Here is a 15,833-nt window from a genome sequence, read left to right on the forward strand (position 1 = left end):
TTCGTCGGTCGCATGATGGCCTCGCTCCCGCTAATCAGGGGCTCTGGAAACGGAGTCTCCGGGTTGTATCTCCGCTTACCGCAGGGATCGATCCGTGTTGTTAAGCCCACAAGGCAGTTCGACGAGATGGCGACTGGAACGAGGTTGTCCTGAGGGACGGGGAAGCGTTTCACGTATCGAACTGCAGCACAGTGCCAAGGGCGTCCACGGGCCTGCACGCACAGCAGCTCACCTATCCGGTGGGTAGCAGAACGATACGCTTCGTCCACCCGGCCCAAGTGCCCTCCTCATTCCGGTTTCCTCTCAACGTCTGCGGTGAGCTCGCACCGAGCGCTGCGCCCCTGGGCGCGACACTCGGCGCTCGACCAAACACACACTTGAAGGATTGACCATGTCAGCTTACGAAAACGACATCAAAGCCGTTGCCGCCCTGAAAGAAGCCGCTGGCAGCAGCTGGAGCGCCATCAACCCGGAATCCGTCGCTCGTATGCGCGCCCAGAACCGCTTCAAGACCGGTCTGGATGTAGCCAAGTACACTGCTGCCATCATGCGCAAGGACATGGCCGAATACGACGCCGACTCGTCCGTCTATACCCAGTCGCTCGGCTGCTGGCATGGTTTCATCGGCCAGCAGAAGATGATCTCCATCAAGAAGCACCTGAAGACCACCAACAAGCGCTACCTCTACCTGTCCGGCTGGATGATCGCCGCGCTGCGCTCCGACTTCGGCCCGCTGCCGGATCAGTCGATGCACGAGAAAACCGCGGTCGCCGCGCTGATCGAGGAGCTCTACACCTTCCTGCGCCAGGCCGACGCCCGTGAGCTGGACCTGCTGTTCAGCGCGCTGGATGAGGCACGTGAGTCGGGTGATCGCGCCAAGCAGAGCGAGATCCAGGCGCAGATCGACAATTTCGAAACCCACGTGGTGCCGATCATCGCCGATATCGACGCCGGCTTCGGCAACCCCGAGGCGACCTACCTGCTGGCCAAGAAGATGATCGAAGCCGGCGCCTGCTGCATCCAGATCGAAAACCAGGTGTCCGACGAGAAACAGTGTGGCCACCAGGACGGCAAGGTCACCGTGCCCCACGCCGACTTCCTCGCCAAGATCAACGCGGTGCGTTATGCCTTCCTCGAACTGGGCGTGGACGACGGCGTGATCGTCGCCCGTACCGATTCCCTGGGCGCCGGCCTGACCAAGCAGATCGCCGTGACCAACGAGCCGGGCGACCTGGGCGACCAGTACAACGCGTTCCTCGATTGCGAGGAAATCAGCGCCGCCGAACTGAACAACGGCGATGTGGTGATCAACCGCGAGGGCAAGTTGCTGCGTCCCAAGCGCCTGCCGTCCAACCTGTTCCAGTTCCGCAAGGGCACCGGCGAAGATCGCTGCGTGCTGGACAGCATCACCTCGCTGCAGAACGGCGCCGACATGATCTGGATCGAGACCGAGAAGCCCCACGTCGGGCAGATCAAGGCCATGGTCGACCGCGTTCGCGAAGTGGTTCCCAACGCCAAGCTGGTCTACAACAACAGCCCGTCGTTCAACTGGACGCTGAGCTTCCGTCAGCAGGTCTTCGACGCCTTCGTCGCCGAGGGCAAGGACGTGTCGGCTTACGACCGCGCCAAGCTGATGAGCGTCGAGTACGATGAAACCGAACTGGCGCAGATCGCCGATGAGAAGATCCGCACTTTCCAGCGCGACGGCTCGGCCCATGCCGGTATCTTCCACCACCTGATCACCCTGCCGACCTACCACACGGCCGCCCTGTCCACCGACAACCTGGCCAAGGGCTACTTCGCCGACCAGGGCATGCTCGCCTACGTCAAGGGCGTGCAGCGCCAGGAAATCCGCCAGGGCATCGCCTGCGTCAAGCACCAGAACATGGCGGGCTCGGATATCGGCGACAACCACAAGGAGTACTTTGCCGGTGAGGCCGCGCTCAAGGCCGGCGGCAAGGACAACACCATGAACCAGTTCCACTGAGTTCAGACAGCGCTTTCGAGCCTTGGCCCCGGCAGCAATGCCGGGGCTTTTCTATTGGGCCGGTAAAGCGCCCGATTGCAATGGCTTGGTTTTATTCAGGCGCAACACCTGGGGATGCTCAAAGAATAAATTCTCAAATGATATAAATTCTTATTTATACCCCTTCCAGTCTCGCTACATGCACTTGCCCAGATCCGCCAAGTTTCCAGCTTGTTTCATAGTGCCTTGATTTGCGTGGGGTTCTGCAAAACTGATCAATTGCAGGCATGCGACGTTTTATTATTTTTTAAGCTGAAAAATTTACTTACACCCGATACAGGCATAACATTATGGCAATTGATTCAAGGCGCTTAATGCCTTGCCATAATTTTAAATCGTGCGTTAAGCCGTTCCTTGCCTGAGGAGCCCCGGATGCTGGAAGCAAGCAGTTCCCTGTCCCACAACTGGGCGTTGGCCGTTTTTCTGCTGGGCGTCGTTGGGCTCTGTGCCTTCATGATGGGTCTATCCAGCCTGCTGGGCAGCAAAGCCTGGGGACGCAGCAAGAACGAGCCCTTCGAATCGGGCATGCTTCCCACCGGCAGCGCACGCCTGCGCCTGTCCGCCAAATTCTATCTGGTCGCGATGCTCTTCGTGATCTTCGACGTCGAAGCCCTCTTTCTCTTCGCCTGGGCCGTCTCCGTTCGCGAAAGCGGCTGGGCCGGCTTCATCGAAGCAGCCGTTTTCATAAACATTCTGTTGGCAGGTCTTGTCTACCTTTGGCGTATCGGTGCGCTGGATTGGGCACCCGAGAGTCGTAAGGCTCGGCAGGCGAAGCTGAAACAATGAGGCTTTGGCGATGCAATACAAGCTCACTCGGATCGATCCGGATGCTCCCAACGAGCAATACCCGATCGGCAAGCGGGAGGTCGTTACTGACCAACAGCTAGACGATGAAGTGCACAAGAACATCTATATGGGGAAACTCTCGGATGTTCTCAGCGGTGCGGTTAACTGGGGGCGCAAGAACTCCCTGTGGCCTTACAACTTCGGGCTGTCTTGCTGCTACGTGGAAATGACCACCGCGTTCACCGCGCCGCACGACGTTGCGCGCTTCGGTGCCGAGGTGATCCGTGCCTCCCCGCGCCAGGCCGACTTCATGGTCATTGCCGGCACCTGCTTCATCAAGATGGCGCCGGTCATCCAGCGTCTGTACGAGCAGATGCTCGAACCCAAGTGGGTCATTTCCATGGGCTCGTGCGCCAATTCCGGCGGCATGTACGACATCTACTCGGTCGTTCAGGGGGTCGACAAGTTCCTGCCCGTCGACGTCTACATTCCCGGTTGCCCGCCCCGTCCCGAGGCGTTCCTGCAAGGCTTGATGCTGCTGCAGGAATCCATCGGTCAGGAGCGCCGCCCGCTGTCCTGGGTCGTTGGCGATCAAGGCGTTTATCGCGCCGAGATGCCATCCCAGAAAGAACAGCGCCGCGAGCAGCGTATTGCGGTTACCAACCTGCGTTCCCCTGACGAAGTCTGAGTCCTGCTTTTTCATTAAGCCGGGCTCACTCTCACCGTTGACCGATAGCGATCGAGACCATGACTGCAGACACCATCGTGTCCATTGCGCCGTACAAGGCGGACGACCAAGACGTCGTCGTTGAGCTTCAATCCCGTTTTGGCGCCGACAGCTTCACGCTGCAGGCCACCCGTACCGGCATGCCGGTGATCTGGGTCGGCCGCGACAAGCTCGTCGAGGTGCTGCGCTTCCTGCGCCAGACCACCCGTCCCTACGTGATGCTGTATGACCTGCACGGCGTCGACGAGCGCCTGCGCACCCAGCGTCGCGGCCTGCCGGACGCGGATTTCACGGTGTTCTACCACCTCATGTCGCTGGAGCGTAACAGCGACGTGATGATCAAGGTGGCGTTGCGCGAAGGCGACCTCAACCTGCCTTCGGTGACCGAAATCTGGCCGAACGCCAACTGGTACGAGCGTGAAGTCTGGGATCTCTACGGCATCCACTTCACCGGCCACCCGCATCTGACCCGCATCATGATGCCGCCGACCTGGGAAGGTCACCCGCTGCGCAAGGACTACCCGGCGCGCGCCACCGAATTCGACCCGTTCAGCCTGACCCTGGCCAAGCAGCAGCTCGAGGAAGAAGCCGCGCGCTTCAACCCCGAGGACTGGGGCATGAAGCGCCAGAGCGAGAACGAGGACTACATGTTCCTCAACCTCGGCCCCAACCACCCGTCTGCCCACGGTGCGTTCCGCATCATCCTGCAGCTCGACGGCGAAGAGATCGTCGATTGCGTGCCGGAAATCGGTTACCACCACCGCGGCGCCGAGAAGATGGCCGAGCGTCAGAGCTGGCACAGCTTCATTCCCTACACCGACCGTATCGACTACCTCGGCGGGGTGATGAACAACCTGCCCTACGTGCTCTCGGTCGAGAAGCTGGCCGGCATCAAGGTGCCGCAGAAGGTCGACACCATCCGCATCATGATGGCCGAGTTCTTCCGCATCACCAGCCACCTGCTGTTCCTGGGCACCTATATTCAGGACGTCGGCGCCATGACCCCGGTGTTCTTCACCTTCACCGACCGCCAGCGTGCCTACAAGGTCATCGAAGCCATTACCGGCTTTCGCCTGCACCCGGCCTGGTACCGCATCGGCGGGGTCGCCCACGACCTGCCGCGCGGCTGGGACAAACTGGTCAAGGAATTCGTCGACTGGCTGCCCAAGCGCCTCGACGAGTACGAAAAGGCTGCGCTTAAAAACAGCATCCTCAAGGCCCGCACCATCGGTGTGGCGCAGTACAACACCAAGGAAGCGCTGGAATGGGGCACCACCGGTGCCGGCCTGCGCGCTACCGGTTGCGATTTCGACCTGCGCAAGGCTCGCCCCTACTCCGGCTACGAGAACTTCGAGTTCGAGGTGCCGTTGGCCGCCAATGGCGATGCCTATGACCGCTGCATGGTGCGCGTCGAGGAAATGCGCCAGAGCATCAGGATCATCGACCAGTGCATGCGCAACATGCCGGAAGGCCCGTACAAGGCGGATCACCCGCTGACCACGCCGCCGCCGAAAGAGCGCACGCTGCAGCACATCGAGACGCTGATCACCCACTTCCTGCAGGTTTCCTGGGGCCCGGTGATGCCAGCCAACGAAAGCTTCCAGATGATCGAAGCGACCAAGGGTATCAACAGCTACTACCTGACCAGCGACGGCAGCACCATGAGCTACCGCACCCGAATTCGTACGCCGAGCTTCCCGCACCTGCAGCAGATCCCTTCGGTGATCCGCGGCAGCATGGTCGCTGACCTGATTGCCTATCTGGGCAGTATCGATTTCGTGATGGCCGACGTGGATCGCTGAGGAGCACACCATGAGCATGATTCAAACTGACCGTTTCGCCCTCAGCGAAGCCGAGCGCTCGGCCATCGAGCACGAGATGCACCACTACGAAGACCCGCGCGCCGCCAGCATCGAAGCGCTGAAGATCGTCCAGAAGCAGCGCGGCTGGGTGCCGGACGGCGCCGCCGGCGCCATTGGCGCGATCCTCGGTATTCCGGCCAGCGACGTGGAAGGTGTGGCTACCTTCTATAGCCAGATTTTCCGCCAGCCGGTTGGCCGCCACATCATCCGCGTATGCGACAGCATGACCTGCTTTATCGGGGGCCATGAAAACGTGCTGGGCAGCATCAAATCCGAACTTGGCATCGTGCCCGGGCAGACCACCGCCGACGGCCGCTTCACCCTGCTGCCGGTGTGCTGCCTGGGCAACTGCGACAAGGCGCCGGCGCTGATGATCGACGACGAGACCTTTGGCGACGTACAGCCCGAAGGCGTGGCGCAACTGCTGGAGAGCTTCCAATGACCAGTCGCAGCTCCAACCTGCTGACCTCCTTCGGCCCGGCCAACCGTATCGCCCGCAGCGAAGAGACCCATCCGCTGACCTGGCGCCTGCGCGATGATGGCCAGCCGGTATGGCTGGACGAGTACCAGCAGAAGAACGGCTACGCCGCCGCCCGCAAGGCCCTGGCGGAAATGGCCCAGGCCGACATCGTGCAGACCGTCAAGGACTCCGGCCTCAAGGGCCGCGGCGGTGCGGGCTTCCCCACCGGCGTGAAGTGGGGCCTGATGCCCAACGACGAATCGCTGAACATCCGTTACCTGCTGTGCAACGCGGACGAGATGGAGCCCAACACCTGGAAGGACCGTATGTTGATGGAACAGCTGCCGCACCTGTTGGTGGAAGGCATGCTGATCAGCGCCCGGGCCCTGAAGGCGTATCGCGGCTATATCTTCCTGCGCGGCGAATACGTCGACGCCGCAGCGAATCTCAACCGCGCCATCGACGAAGCCAAGGCTGCCGGCCTCCTCGGCAAGAACATCCTCGGTAGCGGTTTCGACTTCGAGCTGTTCGTACACACCGGCGCCGGGCGCTATATCTGCGGTGAAGAAACCGCACTGATCAACTCCCTGGAAGGCCGCCGCGCCAACCCGCGCGCCAAGCCGCCGTTCCCGGCCGCCGTGGGCGTGTGGGGCAAGCCGACCTGCGTCAACAACGTCGAGACCCTGTGCAACGTACCGGCAATCGTCGCCCATGGCGTCGACTGGTACAAATCCCTGGCCCGCGAAGGCAGTGAAGACCACGGCACCAAGCTGATGGGCTTCTCCGGCAAGGTGAAAACCCCGGGCATCTGGGAGCTGCCCTTCGGCATCAGCGCCCGCGAGCTGTTCGAGGACTACGCCGGCGGCATGCGCGACGGTTATACCCTCAAGGCCTGGCAGCCCGGCGGCGCCGGCACCGGCTTCCTGCTGCCCGAGCACCTCGAGGCCGCCATGTACGCTGCCGGCATCGCCAAGGTCGGCACTCGCATGGGCACCGGCCTGGCCCTGGCCATCGACAACACCGTGAACATGGTCTCGCTGTTGCGCAACATGGAAGAGTTCTTCGCCCGTGAATCCTGCGGCTGGTGCACGCCGTGCCGTGACGGCCTGCCGTGGAGCGTGAAGATCCTGCGTGCCCTGGAGCGCAAGCAAGGCACCCGCGAGGACATCGACACCCTCCTCGGCCTGGTCAACTTCCTCGGCCCCGGCAAGACCTTCTGCGCCCACGCGCCAGGTGCCGTGGAGCCGCTGGGCAGTGCGATCAAGTATTTCCGTGAAGAGTTCGACGCCGGGGTGATCGCCGATGCGATCGAGCCGCCAGTGGCGGCCCACGCGGTATGAACCCGATGGCCGGACAAGTGGGCGCACGGCGCCGTCCGGCCCGGGTAACGAGAAAAGAATTCCCTTAGCCCGTCCACCTTCGGGTGGGCAAACGAAGACTGAAGAAAATGGCCACTATCCACGTAGACGGCAAAGATCTCGAAGTCGATGGTGCGGACAACCTGCTGCAGGCCTGTCTGTCCCTCGGTCTCGACATCCCTTACTTCTGCTGGCACCCGGCGCTTGGCAGCGTTGGTGCCTGCCGCCAGTGTGCGGTGAAGCAGTACACCGACGAGAACGACAAGCGCGGCCGGCTGGTCATGTCCTGCATGACCCCGGCCACCGACAACAGCTGGATTTCCATTGACGACGAAGAGGCCGTGGCCTTTCGCAAGAGCGTCGTCGAATGGCTGATGACCAACCACCCGCACGACTGCCCGGTGTGCGAGGAAGGCGGCCACTGCCACCTGCAGGACATGACGGTGATGACCGGCCACAACGCCCGGCGTTATCGCTTCACCAAACGCACCCACCAGAACCAGGAACTCGGTCCGTTCATCGCCCACGAGATGAACCGCTGCATCGCCTGCTACCGCTGCGTGCGCTACTACAAGGACTACGCCGGCGGCACTGACCTGGGCGTCTATGGCGCCCACGACAACGTGTACTTCGGCCGCGTCGAAGACGGCACCCTGGAGAGCGAGTTCTCCGGCAACCTGGTCGAGGTCTGCCCGACCGGGGTGTTCACCGACAAGACCCACTCCGAGCGCTACAACCGCAAGTGGGACATGCAGTTCGCGCCGAGCATCTGCCACGGCTGCTCCAGCGGCTGCAACACCAGCCCCGGTGAGCGTTACGGCGAGGTGCGCCGCATCGAGAACCGCTTCAATGGCTCGGTGAACCAGTATTTCCTCTGTGACCGTGGCCGCTTCGGCTATGGCTACGTCAACCGTGAGGATCGCCCGCGTCAGCCGCTGATGGTGCTCAGCAAGATGAAGATGGGCATCGACTCCGCACTGGATCAGGCCGCTGCCCTGCTGAAGAACCGCAAGGTGATCGGCATCGGTTCGCCGCGTGCCAGCCTGGAGGGCAACTTCGCCCTGCGCGAACTGGTTGGCGAAGGCAACTTCTATTCCGGTATCGCCGCCGCCGAGCAGGCCAATATCCGCCTGATTCGCGATGTGCTGCAGAACGGCCCGCTGCCGGTGCCGACCCTGCGCGACATCGAAAGCCACGACGCGGTGTTCGTGCTCGGTGAAGACCTGACCCAGACTGCGGCGCGCGTCGCCCTGGCCCTGCGCCAGTCGGTCAAGGGCAAGGCCACCGAAATCGCTGCCGGTGCGAAGATTCAGGACTGGCACATGGCGGCCGTGCAGAACGTCGCCCAGCACGCGCTCAACCCGCTGTTCATCGCCAGCGTCACCGCTACCCGCCTCGATGATATTGCCGAGCAGTGCGTACACGCCGCGCCGGACGACCTGGCCCGTGTCGGTTTCGCCGTGGCTCACGCCATCGACCCGAGCGCGCCGGCTGTCGAAGGCCTGGAGGCTGAGGCCGCCGAGCTGGTGCAACGCATCGCCGATGCGCTGCTGAATGCCAGGCGCCCGCTGATCGTCTCCGGTGCTTCGCTGGGCAATCGCGCCGTGATCGAGGCGGCTGCCAACATCGCCAGCGCCTTGAAGAACCGCGAGAAGAACGGCTCCATCAGCCTGGTGGTGCCGGAAGCCAATAGCATGGGCCTGGCCCTGCTGATGGGCGACAAATTCGCTGGCAACAGCCTGGACGACGCCCTCGAAGCGCTCACCTGCGGTCAGGCCGATGCCCTGGTGGTGCTGGAGAACGATCTCTACCACCGCGCCGACGCAGGCAAAGTGGACGCTGCCCTGGCGGCCGCCAAGGTGGTGATCGTTGCCGATCACCAGAGCACCGCCACCACCGCCAAGGCGCACCTGCTGCTGCCGGCGGCCAGCTTCGCCGAGGGCGACGGCACCCTGGTCAGCCAGGAAGGCCGCGCCCAGCGCTTCTTCCAGGTCTACGAGCCGTCCTACTACGACGCCAACATCCTGGTGCGTGAAGGCTGGCGCTGGCTGCACGCGCTGCACAGCACCCTGCAAAACCGTGGCGTCGACTGGACTCAACTGGATCAGGTCACTGCCGCTTGCGCCGAGAGCAACGCCCAGCTGGCCGGCATCCGTGATGCCGCGCCAAGCGCCTCGTTCCGCATCAAGGGCCTCAAGCTGGCCCGCGAGCCGCACCGCTACAGCGGTCGTACCGCCATGCGCGCCAATATCAGCGTGCACGAGCCACGTCAGCCCCAGGACAAGGACAGCGCCTTCGCCTTCTCCATGGAAGGCTATTCGGGCAGCCAGGAAGATCGTCAGCAGATTCCGTTCGCCTGGTCGCCAGGCTGGAACTCGCCGCAGGCCTGGAACAAGTTCCAGGACGAAGTCGGTGGTCACCTGCGCGCCGGCGACCCCGGTGTGCGTCTGATCGAAAGCAAGGGCGCAAGCCTGGCCTGGTTCAGCGCACCGACGGCCTTCAACCCGGCTCAGGGCACCTGGCAGGCGGTGCCGCTGCACCACCTGTTTGGCAGCGAGGAGATGTCCTCGCGCGCCGCGCCGATCGCCGAACGCACGCCTGCCGCCTACGTGGCGCTGGCCAAGGATGAAGCCGACCGCCTGGGTGTCAACGATGGCGCCCTGCTGCAACTGAGCGTCAATGGCCAGAACCTGCGCCTGCCGCTGCGCGTCAGCGAAGAGTTGGGCATCGGCCTGGTCGGCCTGCCGGTGGGGCTGGCGGGCATTCCAGCCGGTATCGCCGGTGCGCCGGTGACCGACATTGGGGAGGCCGCACGATGAGCTGGTTGACACCCGGGTTGCTCGACATCATCCAGGAAGTGCTCAAGGCCATCGTCATCCTGCTCGCCGTGGTGGTCTGCGGCGCGCTGCTGAGCTTCGTCGAACGGCGCCTGCTCGGCTGGTGGCAGGACCGCTACGGCCCCAACCGGGTCGGGCCGTTCGGCATGTTCCAGATCGCCGCCGACATGCTGAAGATGTTCTTCAAGGAAGACTGGACGCCGCCGTTCGCCGACAAGATGATCTTCACCCTGGCGCCGATCATCGGCATGGGCGCCATGCTGGTGGCCTTCGCGATCATCCCCATCACCCCCAACTGGGGCGTGGCGGACCTGAACATCGGCATCCTGTTCTTCTTCGCCATGGCCGGGCTTTCGGTGTACGCGGTGCTGTTCGCCGGCTGGTCGAGCAACAACAAGTTCGCCCTGCTCGGCGCGCTGCGCGCCTCGGCCCAGACGGTCTCCTACGAGGTGTTCCTGGCCCTGGCGCTGATGGGCATCGTCGCCCAGGTCGGCTCGTTCAACATGCGCGACATCGTCGACTACCAGGCCGACAACCTGTGGTTCATCATTCCGCAGTTCTTCGGCTTCTGTACCTTCTTCATCGCGGGCGTGGCGGTAACCCACCGTCACCCCTTCGACCAGCCGGAAGCCGAGCAAGAGCTGGCCGACGGTTACCACATCGAATACGCCGGGATGAAATGGGGCATGTTCTTCGTTGGTGAGTACATCGGCATCGTGACCATTTCGGCGTTGCTGGTAACCCTGTTCTTCGGTGGCTGGCACGGCCCGTTCGGCATCCTGCCGCAGATCCCGTTCTTCTGGTTCGCGATCAAGACCTGCTTCTTCATCATGATCTTCATCCTGCTGCGCGCCTCCATTCCGCGCCCACGGTATGACCAGGTCATGGCCTTCAGCTGGAAGTTCTGTCTGCCGCTGACCCTGATCAACCTGCTGGTGACCGGCGCCGTCGTGCTGGCCACGGCCCAGTAAGGAGAATCGTAAAATGTTCAAATACATATGGGATGTGCTGGTCGGTACCGGTACCCAGTTGCGCAGCCTGGCCATGGTGTTCAGCCATGGTTTCCGCAAGCGCGACACCCTGCAATACCCCGAAGAACAGGTTTACCTGCCGCCGCGCTATCGCGGGCGCATCGTGCTGACCCGCGACCCCGATGGCGAAGAACGCTGCGTGGCCTGCAACCTGTGCGCCGTGGCCTGCCCGGTGGGCTGCATCTCGCTGCAGAAGGCGGAAACCGAGGACGGTCGCTGGTACCCGGACTTCTTCCGTATCAACTTCTCGCGCTGCATCTTCTGCGGCCTGTGCGAGGAAGCCTGCCCGACCACCGCGATCCAGCTCACCCCGGATTTCGAAATGGGCGAGTTCAAGCGTCAGGATCTGGTGTACGAGAAAGAAGACCTGCTGATTTCCGGCCCCGGCAAGAACCCGGACTACAACTTCTACCGCGTGGCCGGCATGGCCATTGCCGGCAAGCCGAAAGGCGCCGCGCAGGACGAAGCCGAGCCGATCAACGTCAAGGGGTTGTTGCCATAATGGAATTCGCCTTCTATTTCTCCGCAGGGGTCGCGGTTGCCTCGACCCTGGGCGTGATCACCGGCAAGAACCCGGTGCACGCCCTGCTCTACCTGATCATCTCGCTGCTCGCCGTGTCCATGGTGTTCTTCAGTCTTGGCGCGCCGTTCGCCGGCGCCCTGGAAATCATCGTCTACGCCGGCGCCATCATGGTGCTGTTCGTGTTCGTGGTGATGATGCTCAACCTCGGGCCGGCCTCCGTCGAACAGGAACGCACCTGGCTGACGCCGGGCATCTGGATCGGCCCGGCGCTGCTCTCCGCGGTGCTGCTCGGCCAGCTCCTGTACGTGCTGTTCGCGGTGCCGAGCGGTGCCACCATCGGCCATACCACGGTCGATGCCAAAGCCGTTGGCGTGCACCTGTTCGGCCCTTATCTGCTGGCCGTCGAACTGGCGTCCATGCTGCTGCTCGCCGCGCTGGTCGCCGCCTATCACCTGGGCCGCAACGACATCAAGGACGCTACCCCATGAACGGTATTCCAATGGAGCACGGCCTGGCGCTGGCCGGCGTGCTGTTCAGCCTCGGCCTGGTCGGCCTGATGGTGCGCCGCAACATCCTGTTCGTGCTGATGAGCCTGGAAGTGATGATGAACGCCGCCGCCCTGGCCTTCGTCGTCGCCGGCGCACGCTGGGGCCAGGCGGACGGGCAGATCATGTTCATTCTGGTGATCGCCCTGGCCGCCGCCGAAGCGAGCATCGGCCTGGCGATCCTGCTGCAGCTGTACCGCCGCTTCCACACCCTCGATATCGACGCAGCCAGCGAGATGCGCGGATGAACGTCCTATTCCTGACCTTACTGTTCCCACTGATCGGCTGGTTCATCCTGGCCTTTTCCCGTGGCCGCCTGCGCGAAGGCGCTGCCGCCGTCATCGGGGTCGGCTCGGTCGGCCTGTCGGCACTGACCACCGCCTGGATCATGTGGCAATTCAACAGCGCGCCGCCCGCCGGTGGCGTGTACACCCAGACCCTCTGGCAGTGGATGAGCGTAGAAGGCCTGGCGCCGAGCTTCACCCTGTATCTGGACGGTCTGTCGCTGACCATGCTCGGTGTGGTCACTGGGGTGGGCTTCCTGATCCACCTGTTCGCCAGCTGGTACATGCGTGGTGAAGAGGGCTATTCGCGCTTCCTCTCCTACACCAACCTGTTCATCTTCAGCATGTTGCTGCTGGTGCTCGGCGACAACCTGATGACCCTGTTCTTCGGCTGGGAAGGCGTAGGCCTGTGCTCGTACCTGCTGATCGGCTTCTACTACAAGCACGTGCCCAACGGGAACGCGGCGCTGAAGGCGTTCATCGTCACCCGCATCGGCGACGTGTTCCTGATGATCGGCCTGTTCCTGCTGTTCCTCAACCTCGGCACCCTGAACATCCAGGAGCTGATGGTGCTGGCCCCGCAGAAATACGCAGCGGGTGACACCTGGCTGTGGCTGGCGACCCTGATGCTGCTTGGCGGTGCGGTCGGTAAGTCCGCCCAGCTGCCGCTGCAGACCTGGCTGGCTGACGCCATGGCCGGCCCGACGCCGGTTTCGGCGCTGATCCACGCCGCGACCATGGTCACCGCCGGCGTGTACCTGATCGCCCGTACCAACGGCCTGTTCCTGCTGACCCCGGAGATTCTCGAGCTGGTCGGTATCGTTGGCGGCGTGACCCTGGTGCTGGCGGGTTTCGCAGCCCTGGTGCAGACCGACATCAAGCGCATCCTCGCCTACTCGACCATGAGCCAGATCGGCTACATGTTCCTGGCCCTGGGCGTCGGTGCCTGGGACGCGGCGATCTTCCACCTGATGACCCACGCCTTCTTCAAGGCCCTGCTGTTCCTCGCCTCCGGCTCGGTGATCCATGCCTGCCACCACGAGCAGAACATCTTCAAGATGGGCGGCCTGTGGAAGAAGCTGCCGCTGGCCTACGCCAGCTTTATCGTCGGTGGCTCGGCCCTGGCGGCGTTGCCGCTGATCACCGTGGGTTTCTATTCGAAGGACGAAATCCTCTGGGAAGCCTTCGCCAGCGGCAACTCCGGCCTGCTCTACGCCGGCCTGCTGGGCGCCTTCATGACCTCGATCTACACCTTCCGGCTGATCTTCATCGCCTTCCATGGCGAGCAGAAGACCGAGGCCCATGCCGGCCATGGCATCGCCCACAACCTGCCGCTGCTGGTGCTGATCGTGCTGTCGACCTTCATCGGCGCCTGGATCACCCCGCCGTTGGCTGGCGTGTTGCCGCAGAGTGCCGGGCATGCCGGTGGCGAGGCCAAGCACAGCCTGGAAATCGTCTCCGGCTGCATCGCCCTGGCCGGCATCCTGCTGGCCGCGATGCTGTTCCTCGGCAAGCGCAGTTTCGTGAGTGCCGTCGCCGGCAGCGCGCCGGGTCGCTTCCTGTCGGCCTGGTGGTTCGCCGCCTGGGGCTTCGACTGGCTGTACGACAAGATCTTCGTGCAGCCCTACCTGTTCCTCTGCCGGGTGCTCGCCCGTGACCCCATCGATGGTGCCATCGGCATCATCCCGCGCCTGGCGCGCGGCGGTCATGGCGTGTTGAGCCGCAGCGAGACCGGACATCTGCGCTGGTACGCCATCTCCATCGCCGGGGGTGCCGTGCTGGTGCTTGCCGCCGTGCTGGTGGCCTGACCGATGATCCCGAATACTTTTTCTAAGGAATCCCGTCCGTCATGATTCTGCCTTGGCTAATCCTGATTCCCTTCATCGGCGGCCTGTTGTGCTGGCAAGGCGAGCGCTTCGGCGCCACCCTGCCACGCTGGATCGCGCTGCTGACCATGTCCCTGCTGTTCGGCCTCGGCCTGTGGCTGTGGGGCACCGGCGACTTCAGCCTGGCCCCTGCGCCTGGCGGCGAGCCGCGCTGGGCCCACGAGTTCCAGGTGCAGTGGATCGCGCGCTTCGGCATCAGCATCCACCTGGCGATGGACGGCCTGTCGGTCTTGATGGTCACCCTGACCGGCCTGCTCGGCGTGCTCTCGGTACTCTGCTCGTGGAGCGAGATTCACAACCGCGTCGGCTTCTTCCACCTCAACCTGATGTGGATCCTCGGCGGCGTGGTCGGCGTGTTCCTGGCCATCGACCTGTTCCTGTTCTTCTTCTTCTGGGAAATGATGCTGGTGCCGATGTATTTCCTCATCGCGCTCTGGGGTCATAGCGGCAGCCCTGGCAAGAGCCGCATCACCGCGGCGACCAAGTTCTTCATCTTCACCCAGGCCAGCGGCCTGGTGATGCTGGTGGCGATCCTCGGCCTGGTGTTCGTGCACTTCAACCAGACCGGCGTGTTCACCTTCAACTACGCGGACCTGCTCAAGACCCAGCTTTCCGAGGGCACCGAATACCTGCTGATGCTCGGCTTCTTCATCGCCTTCGCGGTCAAGTTTCCGGTGGTGCCCTTCCACTCCTGGCTGCCGGACGCCCACGCCCAGGCGCCGACCGCCGGTTCCGTGGACCTGGCCGGCATCCTGCTGAAAACCGCCGCCTACGGCCTGCTGCGTTTCGCCCTGCCGCTGTTCCCGAATGCCTCGGCGGAGTTCGCGCCGATCGCCATGTACCTGGGCGTGTTCGCGATCATCTACGGTGCCCTGCTGTCCTTCGCGCAGACCGACATCAAGCGCCTGGTGGCGTACTCCAGCGTGTCGCACATGGGCTTCGTGCTGATCGCCATCTATTCCGGCAGCCAGATCGCCCTCCAGGGCGCGGTGGTGCAGATGATGGCGCACGGCCTGTCGGCAGCGGCGCTGTTCATCCTCTGCGGCCAGCTGTACGAACGCCTGCACACCCGTGACATGCGCGAGATGGGCGGTATCTGGGCGCGCATGTCCTGGCTGCCGGCATTGAGCCTGTTCTTCGCCGCCGCGGCGCTGGGCCTGCCGGGCACCGGTAACTTCGTCGGCGAGTTCCTGATCCTGATCGGCAGCTTCCCGGCCGCGCCCTGGGTCACCGTGATCGCCGCCACCGGCCTGGTCCTGGGTTCGGTGTACTCGCTGATCATGATTCACCGCGCGCACTTCGGCCCGGTGAAGAACGACAGCCCGCTACCCGGCCTGCAATTTCGTGAACTGAGCATGGTGCTGTGCCTGGCCGTGCTGCTGATCCTGCTCGGTGTTTACCCGCAGCCGGTGCTCGATACCTCTGCCGCCAGCATGCAAGGCGTGCAGCAGTGGTTCAGTGGCGCCCTCAATCAACTCGCTACGGGCCAGTAACGCTATGGAACATCA

13 protein-coding genes are annotated in these 15,833 nt (G+C 63.4%); all 13 read left to right on the top strand.

Annotated features, from left to right (window positions below):
• Positions 1-391 precede the first annotated feature (391 nt).
• A complete protein-coding gene (locus QYS36_RS19870; RefSeq protein WP_308841094.1) occupies positions 392-1,987 on the top strand; it encodes an isocitrate lyase in 1,596 nt (531 codons plus the stop codon).
• A gap of 411 nt (positions 1,988-2,398) precedes the next feature.
• Positions 2,399-2,812, top strand: a complete 414-nt coding sequence (locus tag QYS36_RS19875) for an NADH-quinone oxidoreductase subunit A (RefSeq protein ID WP_074887692.1) — start codon at positions 2,399-2,401, stop codon at positions 2,810-2,812.
• 10 nt (positions 2,813-2,822) lie between these two features.
• Positions 2,823-3,500 carry an NADH-quinone oxidoreductase subunit B gene (locus tag QYS36_RS19880; protein ID WP_308841095.1) on the top strand — a complete coding sequence of 226 codons (678 nt, stop codon included), beginning with the start codon at positions 2,823-2,825 and terminating at the stop codon, positions 3,498-3,500.
• 59 nt (positions 3,501-3,559) lie between these two features.
• Positions 3,560-5,341: an NADH-quinone oxidoreductase subunit C/D gene (gene nuoC, locus QYS36_RS19885; protein ID WP_308841096.1), complete on the top strand. Its 1,782-nt coding sequence runs from the start codon at positions 3,560-3,562 to the stop codon at positions 5,339-5,341.
• A gap of 10 nt (positions 5,342-5,351) precedes the next feature.
• The gene (gene nuoE, locus QYS36_RS19890; protein ID WP_308841097.1) at positions 5,352-5,843 is read left to right on the top strand and encodes an NADH-quinone oxidoreductase subunit NuoE; all 492 of its coding nucleotides are present in this window, start codon (positions 5,352-5,354) and stop codon (positions 5,841-5,843) included.
• A complete protein-coding gene (gene nuoF / locus QYS36_RS19895) occupies positions 5,840-7,201 on the top strand; it encodes an NADH-quinone oxidoreductase subunit NuoF (RefSeq protein WP_308841098.1) in 1,362 nt (453 codons plus the stop codon). Before nuoE ends, nuoF begins: the two co-directional genes overlap by 4 nt.
• Before the next feature lie 107 nt (positions 7,202-7,308).
• Complete coding sequence (nuoG, locus tag QYS36_RS19900; RefSeq protein WP_308841099.1) at positions 7,309-10,038, top strand: NADH-quinone oxidoreductase subunit NuoG; 2,730 nt, start codon at positions 7,309-7,311, stop codon at positions 10,036-10,038.
• Positions 10,035-11,027 carry an NADH-quinone oxidoreductase subunit NuoH gene (gene nuoH / locus QYS36_RS19905; protein ID WP_308841100.1) on the top strand — a complete coding sequence of 331 codons (993 nt, stop codon included), beginning with the start codon at positions 10,035-10,037 and terminating at the stop codon, positions 11,025-11,027. Before nuoG ends, nuoH begins: the two co-directional genes overlap by 4 nt.
• Before the next feature lie 13 nt (positions 11,028-11,040).
• Positions 11,041-11,589: an NADH-quinone oxidoreductase subunit NuoI gene (gene nuoI / locus QYS36_RS19910; RefSeq protein ID WP_308841101.1), complete on the top strand. Its 549-nt coding sequence runs from the start codon at positions 11,041-11,043 to the stop codon at positions 11,587-11,589.
• The gene (nuoJ, locus tag QYS36_RS19915; protein WP_308841102.1) at positions 11,589-12,098 is read left to right on the top strand and encodes an NADH-quinone oxidoreductase subunit J; all 510 of its coding nucleotides are present in this window, start codon (positions 11,589-11,591) and stop codon (positions 12,096-12,098) included. Before nuoI ends, nuoJ begins: the two co-directional genes overlap by 1 nt.
• Entirely contained in the window at positions 12,095-12,403 is a 309-nt protein-coding gene (nuoK, locus tag QYS36_RS19920) for an NADH-quinone oxidoreductase subunit NuoK (protein WP_027905359.1), read from the top strand. The genes nuoJ and nuoK overlap by 4 nt, the downstream gene beginning before the upstream one ends.
• Positions 12,400-14,247: an NADH-quinone oxidoreductase subunit L gene (gene nuoL / locus QYS36_RS19925; protein ID WP_308841103.1), complete on the top strand. Its 1,848-nt coding sequence runs from the start codon at positions 12,400-12,402 to the stop codon at positions 14,245-14,247. Before nuoK ends, nuoL begins: the two co-directional genes overlap by 4 nt.
• Positions 14,248-14,288: 41 nt before the next feature.
• Positions 14,289-15,818 carry an NADH-quinone oxidoreductase subunit M gene (gene nuoM, locus QYS36_RS19930; protein ID WP_308841104.1) on the top strand — a complete coding sequence of 510 codons (1,530 nt, stop codon included), beginning with the start codon at positions 14,289-14,291 and terminating at the stop codon, positions 15,816-15,818.
• The last annotated feature ends 15 nt before the right edge of the window (positions 15,819-15,833 follow it).

Source organism: Pseudomonas sp. G34 (assembly GCF_031119625.1).
Lineage (GTDB): Bacteria > Pseudomonadota > Gammaproteobacteria > Pseudomonadales > Pseudomonadaceae > Aquipseudomonas.

Excerpts from the sequence above, each read along its gene's own strand:
- nuoM (WP_308841104.1), top strand. The coding sequence starts at position 14,289 with ATGATTCTGCCTTGGCTAATCCTGATTCCCTTCATCGGCGGCCTGTTG.
- nuoG (WP_308841099.1), top strand. The coding sequence starts at position 7,309 with ATGGCCACTATCCACGTAGACGGCAAAGATCTCGAAGTCGATGGTGCG.
- nuoH (WP_308841100.1), top strand. The coding sequence starts at position 10,035 with ATGAGCTGGTTGACACCCGGGTTGCTCGACATCATCCAGGAAGTGCTC.
- QYS36_RS19875 (WP_074887692.1), top strand. The coding sequence starts at position 2,399 with ATGCTGGAAGCAAGCAGTTCCCTGTCCCACAACTGGGCGTTGGCCGTT.
- QYS36_RS19870 (WP_308841094.1), top strand. The coding sequence starts at position 392 with ATGTCAGCTTACGAAAACGACATCAAAGCCGTTGCCGCCCTGAAAGAA.
- nuoC (WP_308841096.1), top strand. The coding sequence starts at position 3,560 with ATGACTGCAGACACCATCGTGTCCATTGCGCCGTACAAGGCGGACGAC.
- nuoF (WP_308841098.1), top strand. The coding sequence starts at position 5,840 with ATGACCAGTCGCAGCTCCAACCTGCTGACCTCCTTCGGCCCGGCCAAC.
- nuoL (WP_308841103.1), top strand. The coding sequence starts at position 12,400 with ATGAACGTCCTATTCCTGACCTTACTGTTCCCACTGATCGGCTGGTTC.
- nuoK (WP_027905359.1), top strand. The coding sequence starts at position 12,095 with ATGAACGGTATTCCAATGGAGCACGGCCTGGCGCTGGCCGGCGTGCTG.
- QYS36_RS19880 (WP_308841095.1), top strand. The coding sequence starts at position 2,823 with ATGCAATACAAGCTCACTCGGATCGATCCGGATGCTCCCAACGAGCAA.
- nuoJ (WP_308841102.1), top strand. The coding sequence starts at position 11,589 with ATGGAATTCGCCTTCTATTTCTCCGCAGGGGTCGCGGTTGCCTCGACC.
- nuoI (WP_308841101.1), top strand. The coding sequence starts at position 11,041 with ATGTTCAAATACATATGGGATGTGCTGGTCGGTACCGGTACCCAGTTG.
- nuoE (WP_308841097.1), top strand. The coding sequence starts at position 5,352 with ATGAGCATGATTCAAACTGACCGTTTCGCCCTCAGCGAAGCCGAGCGC.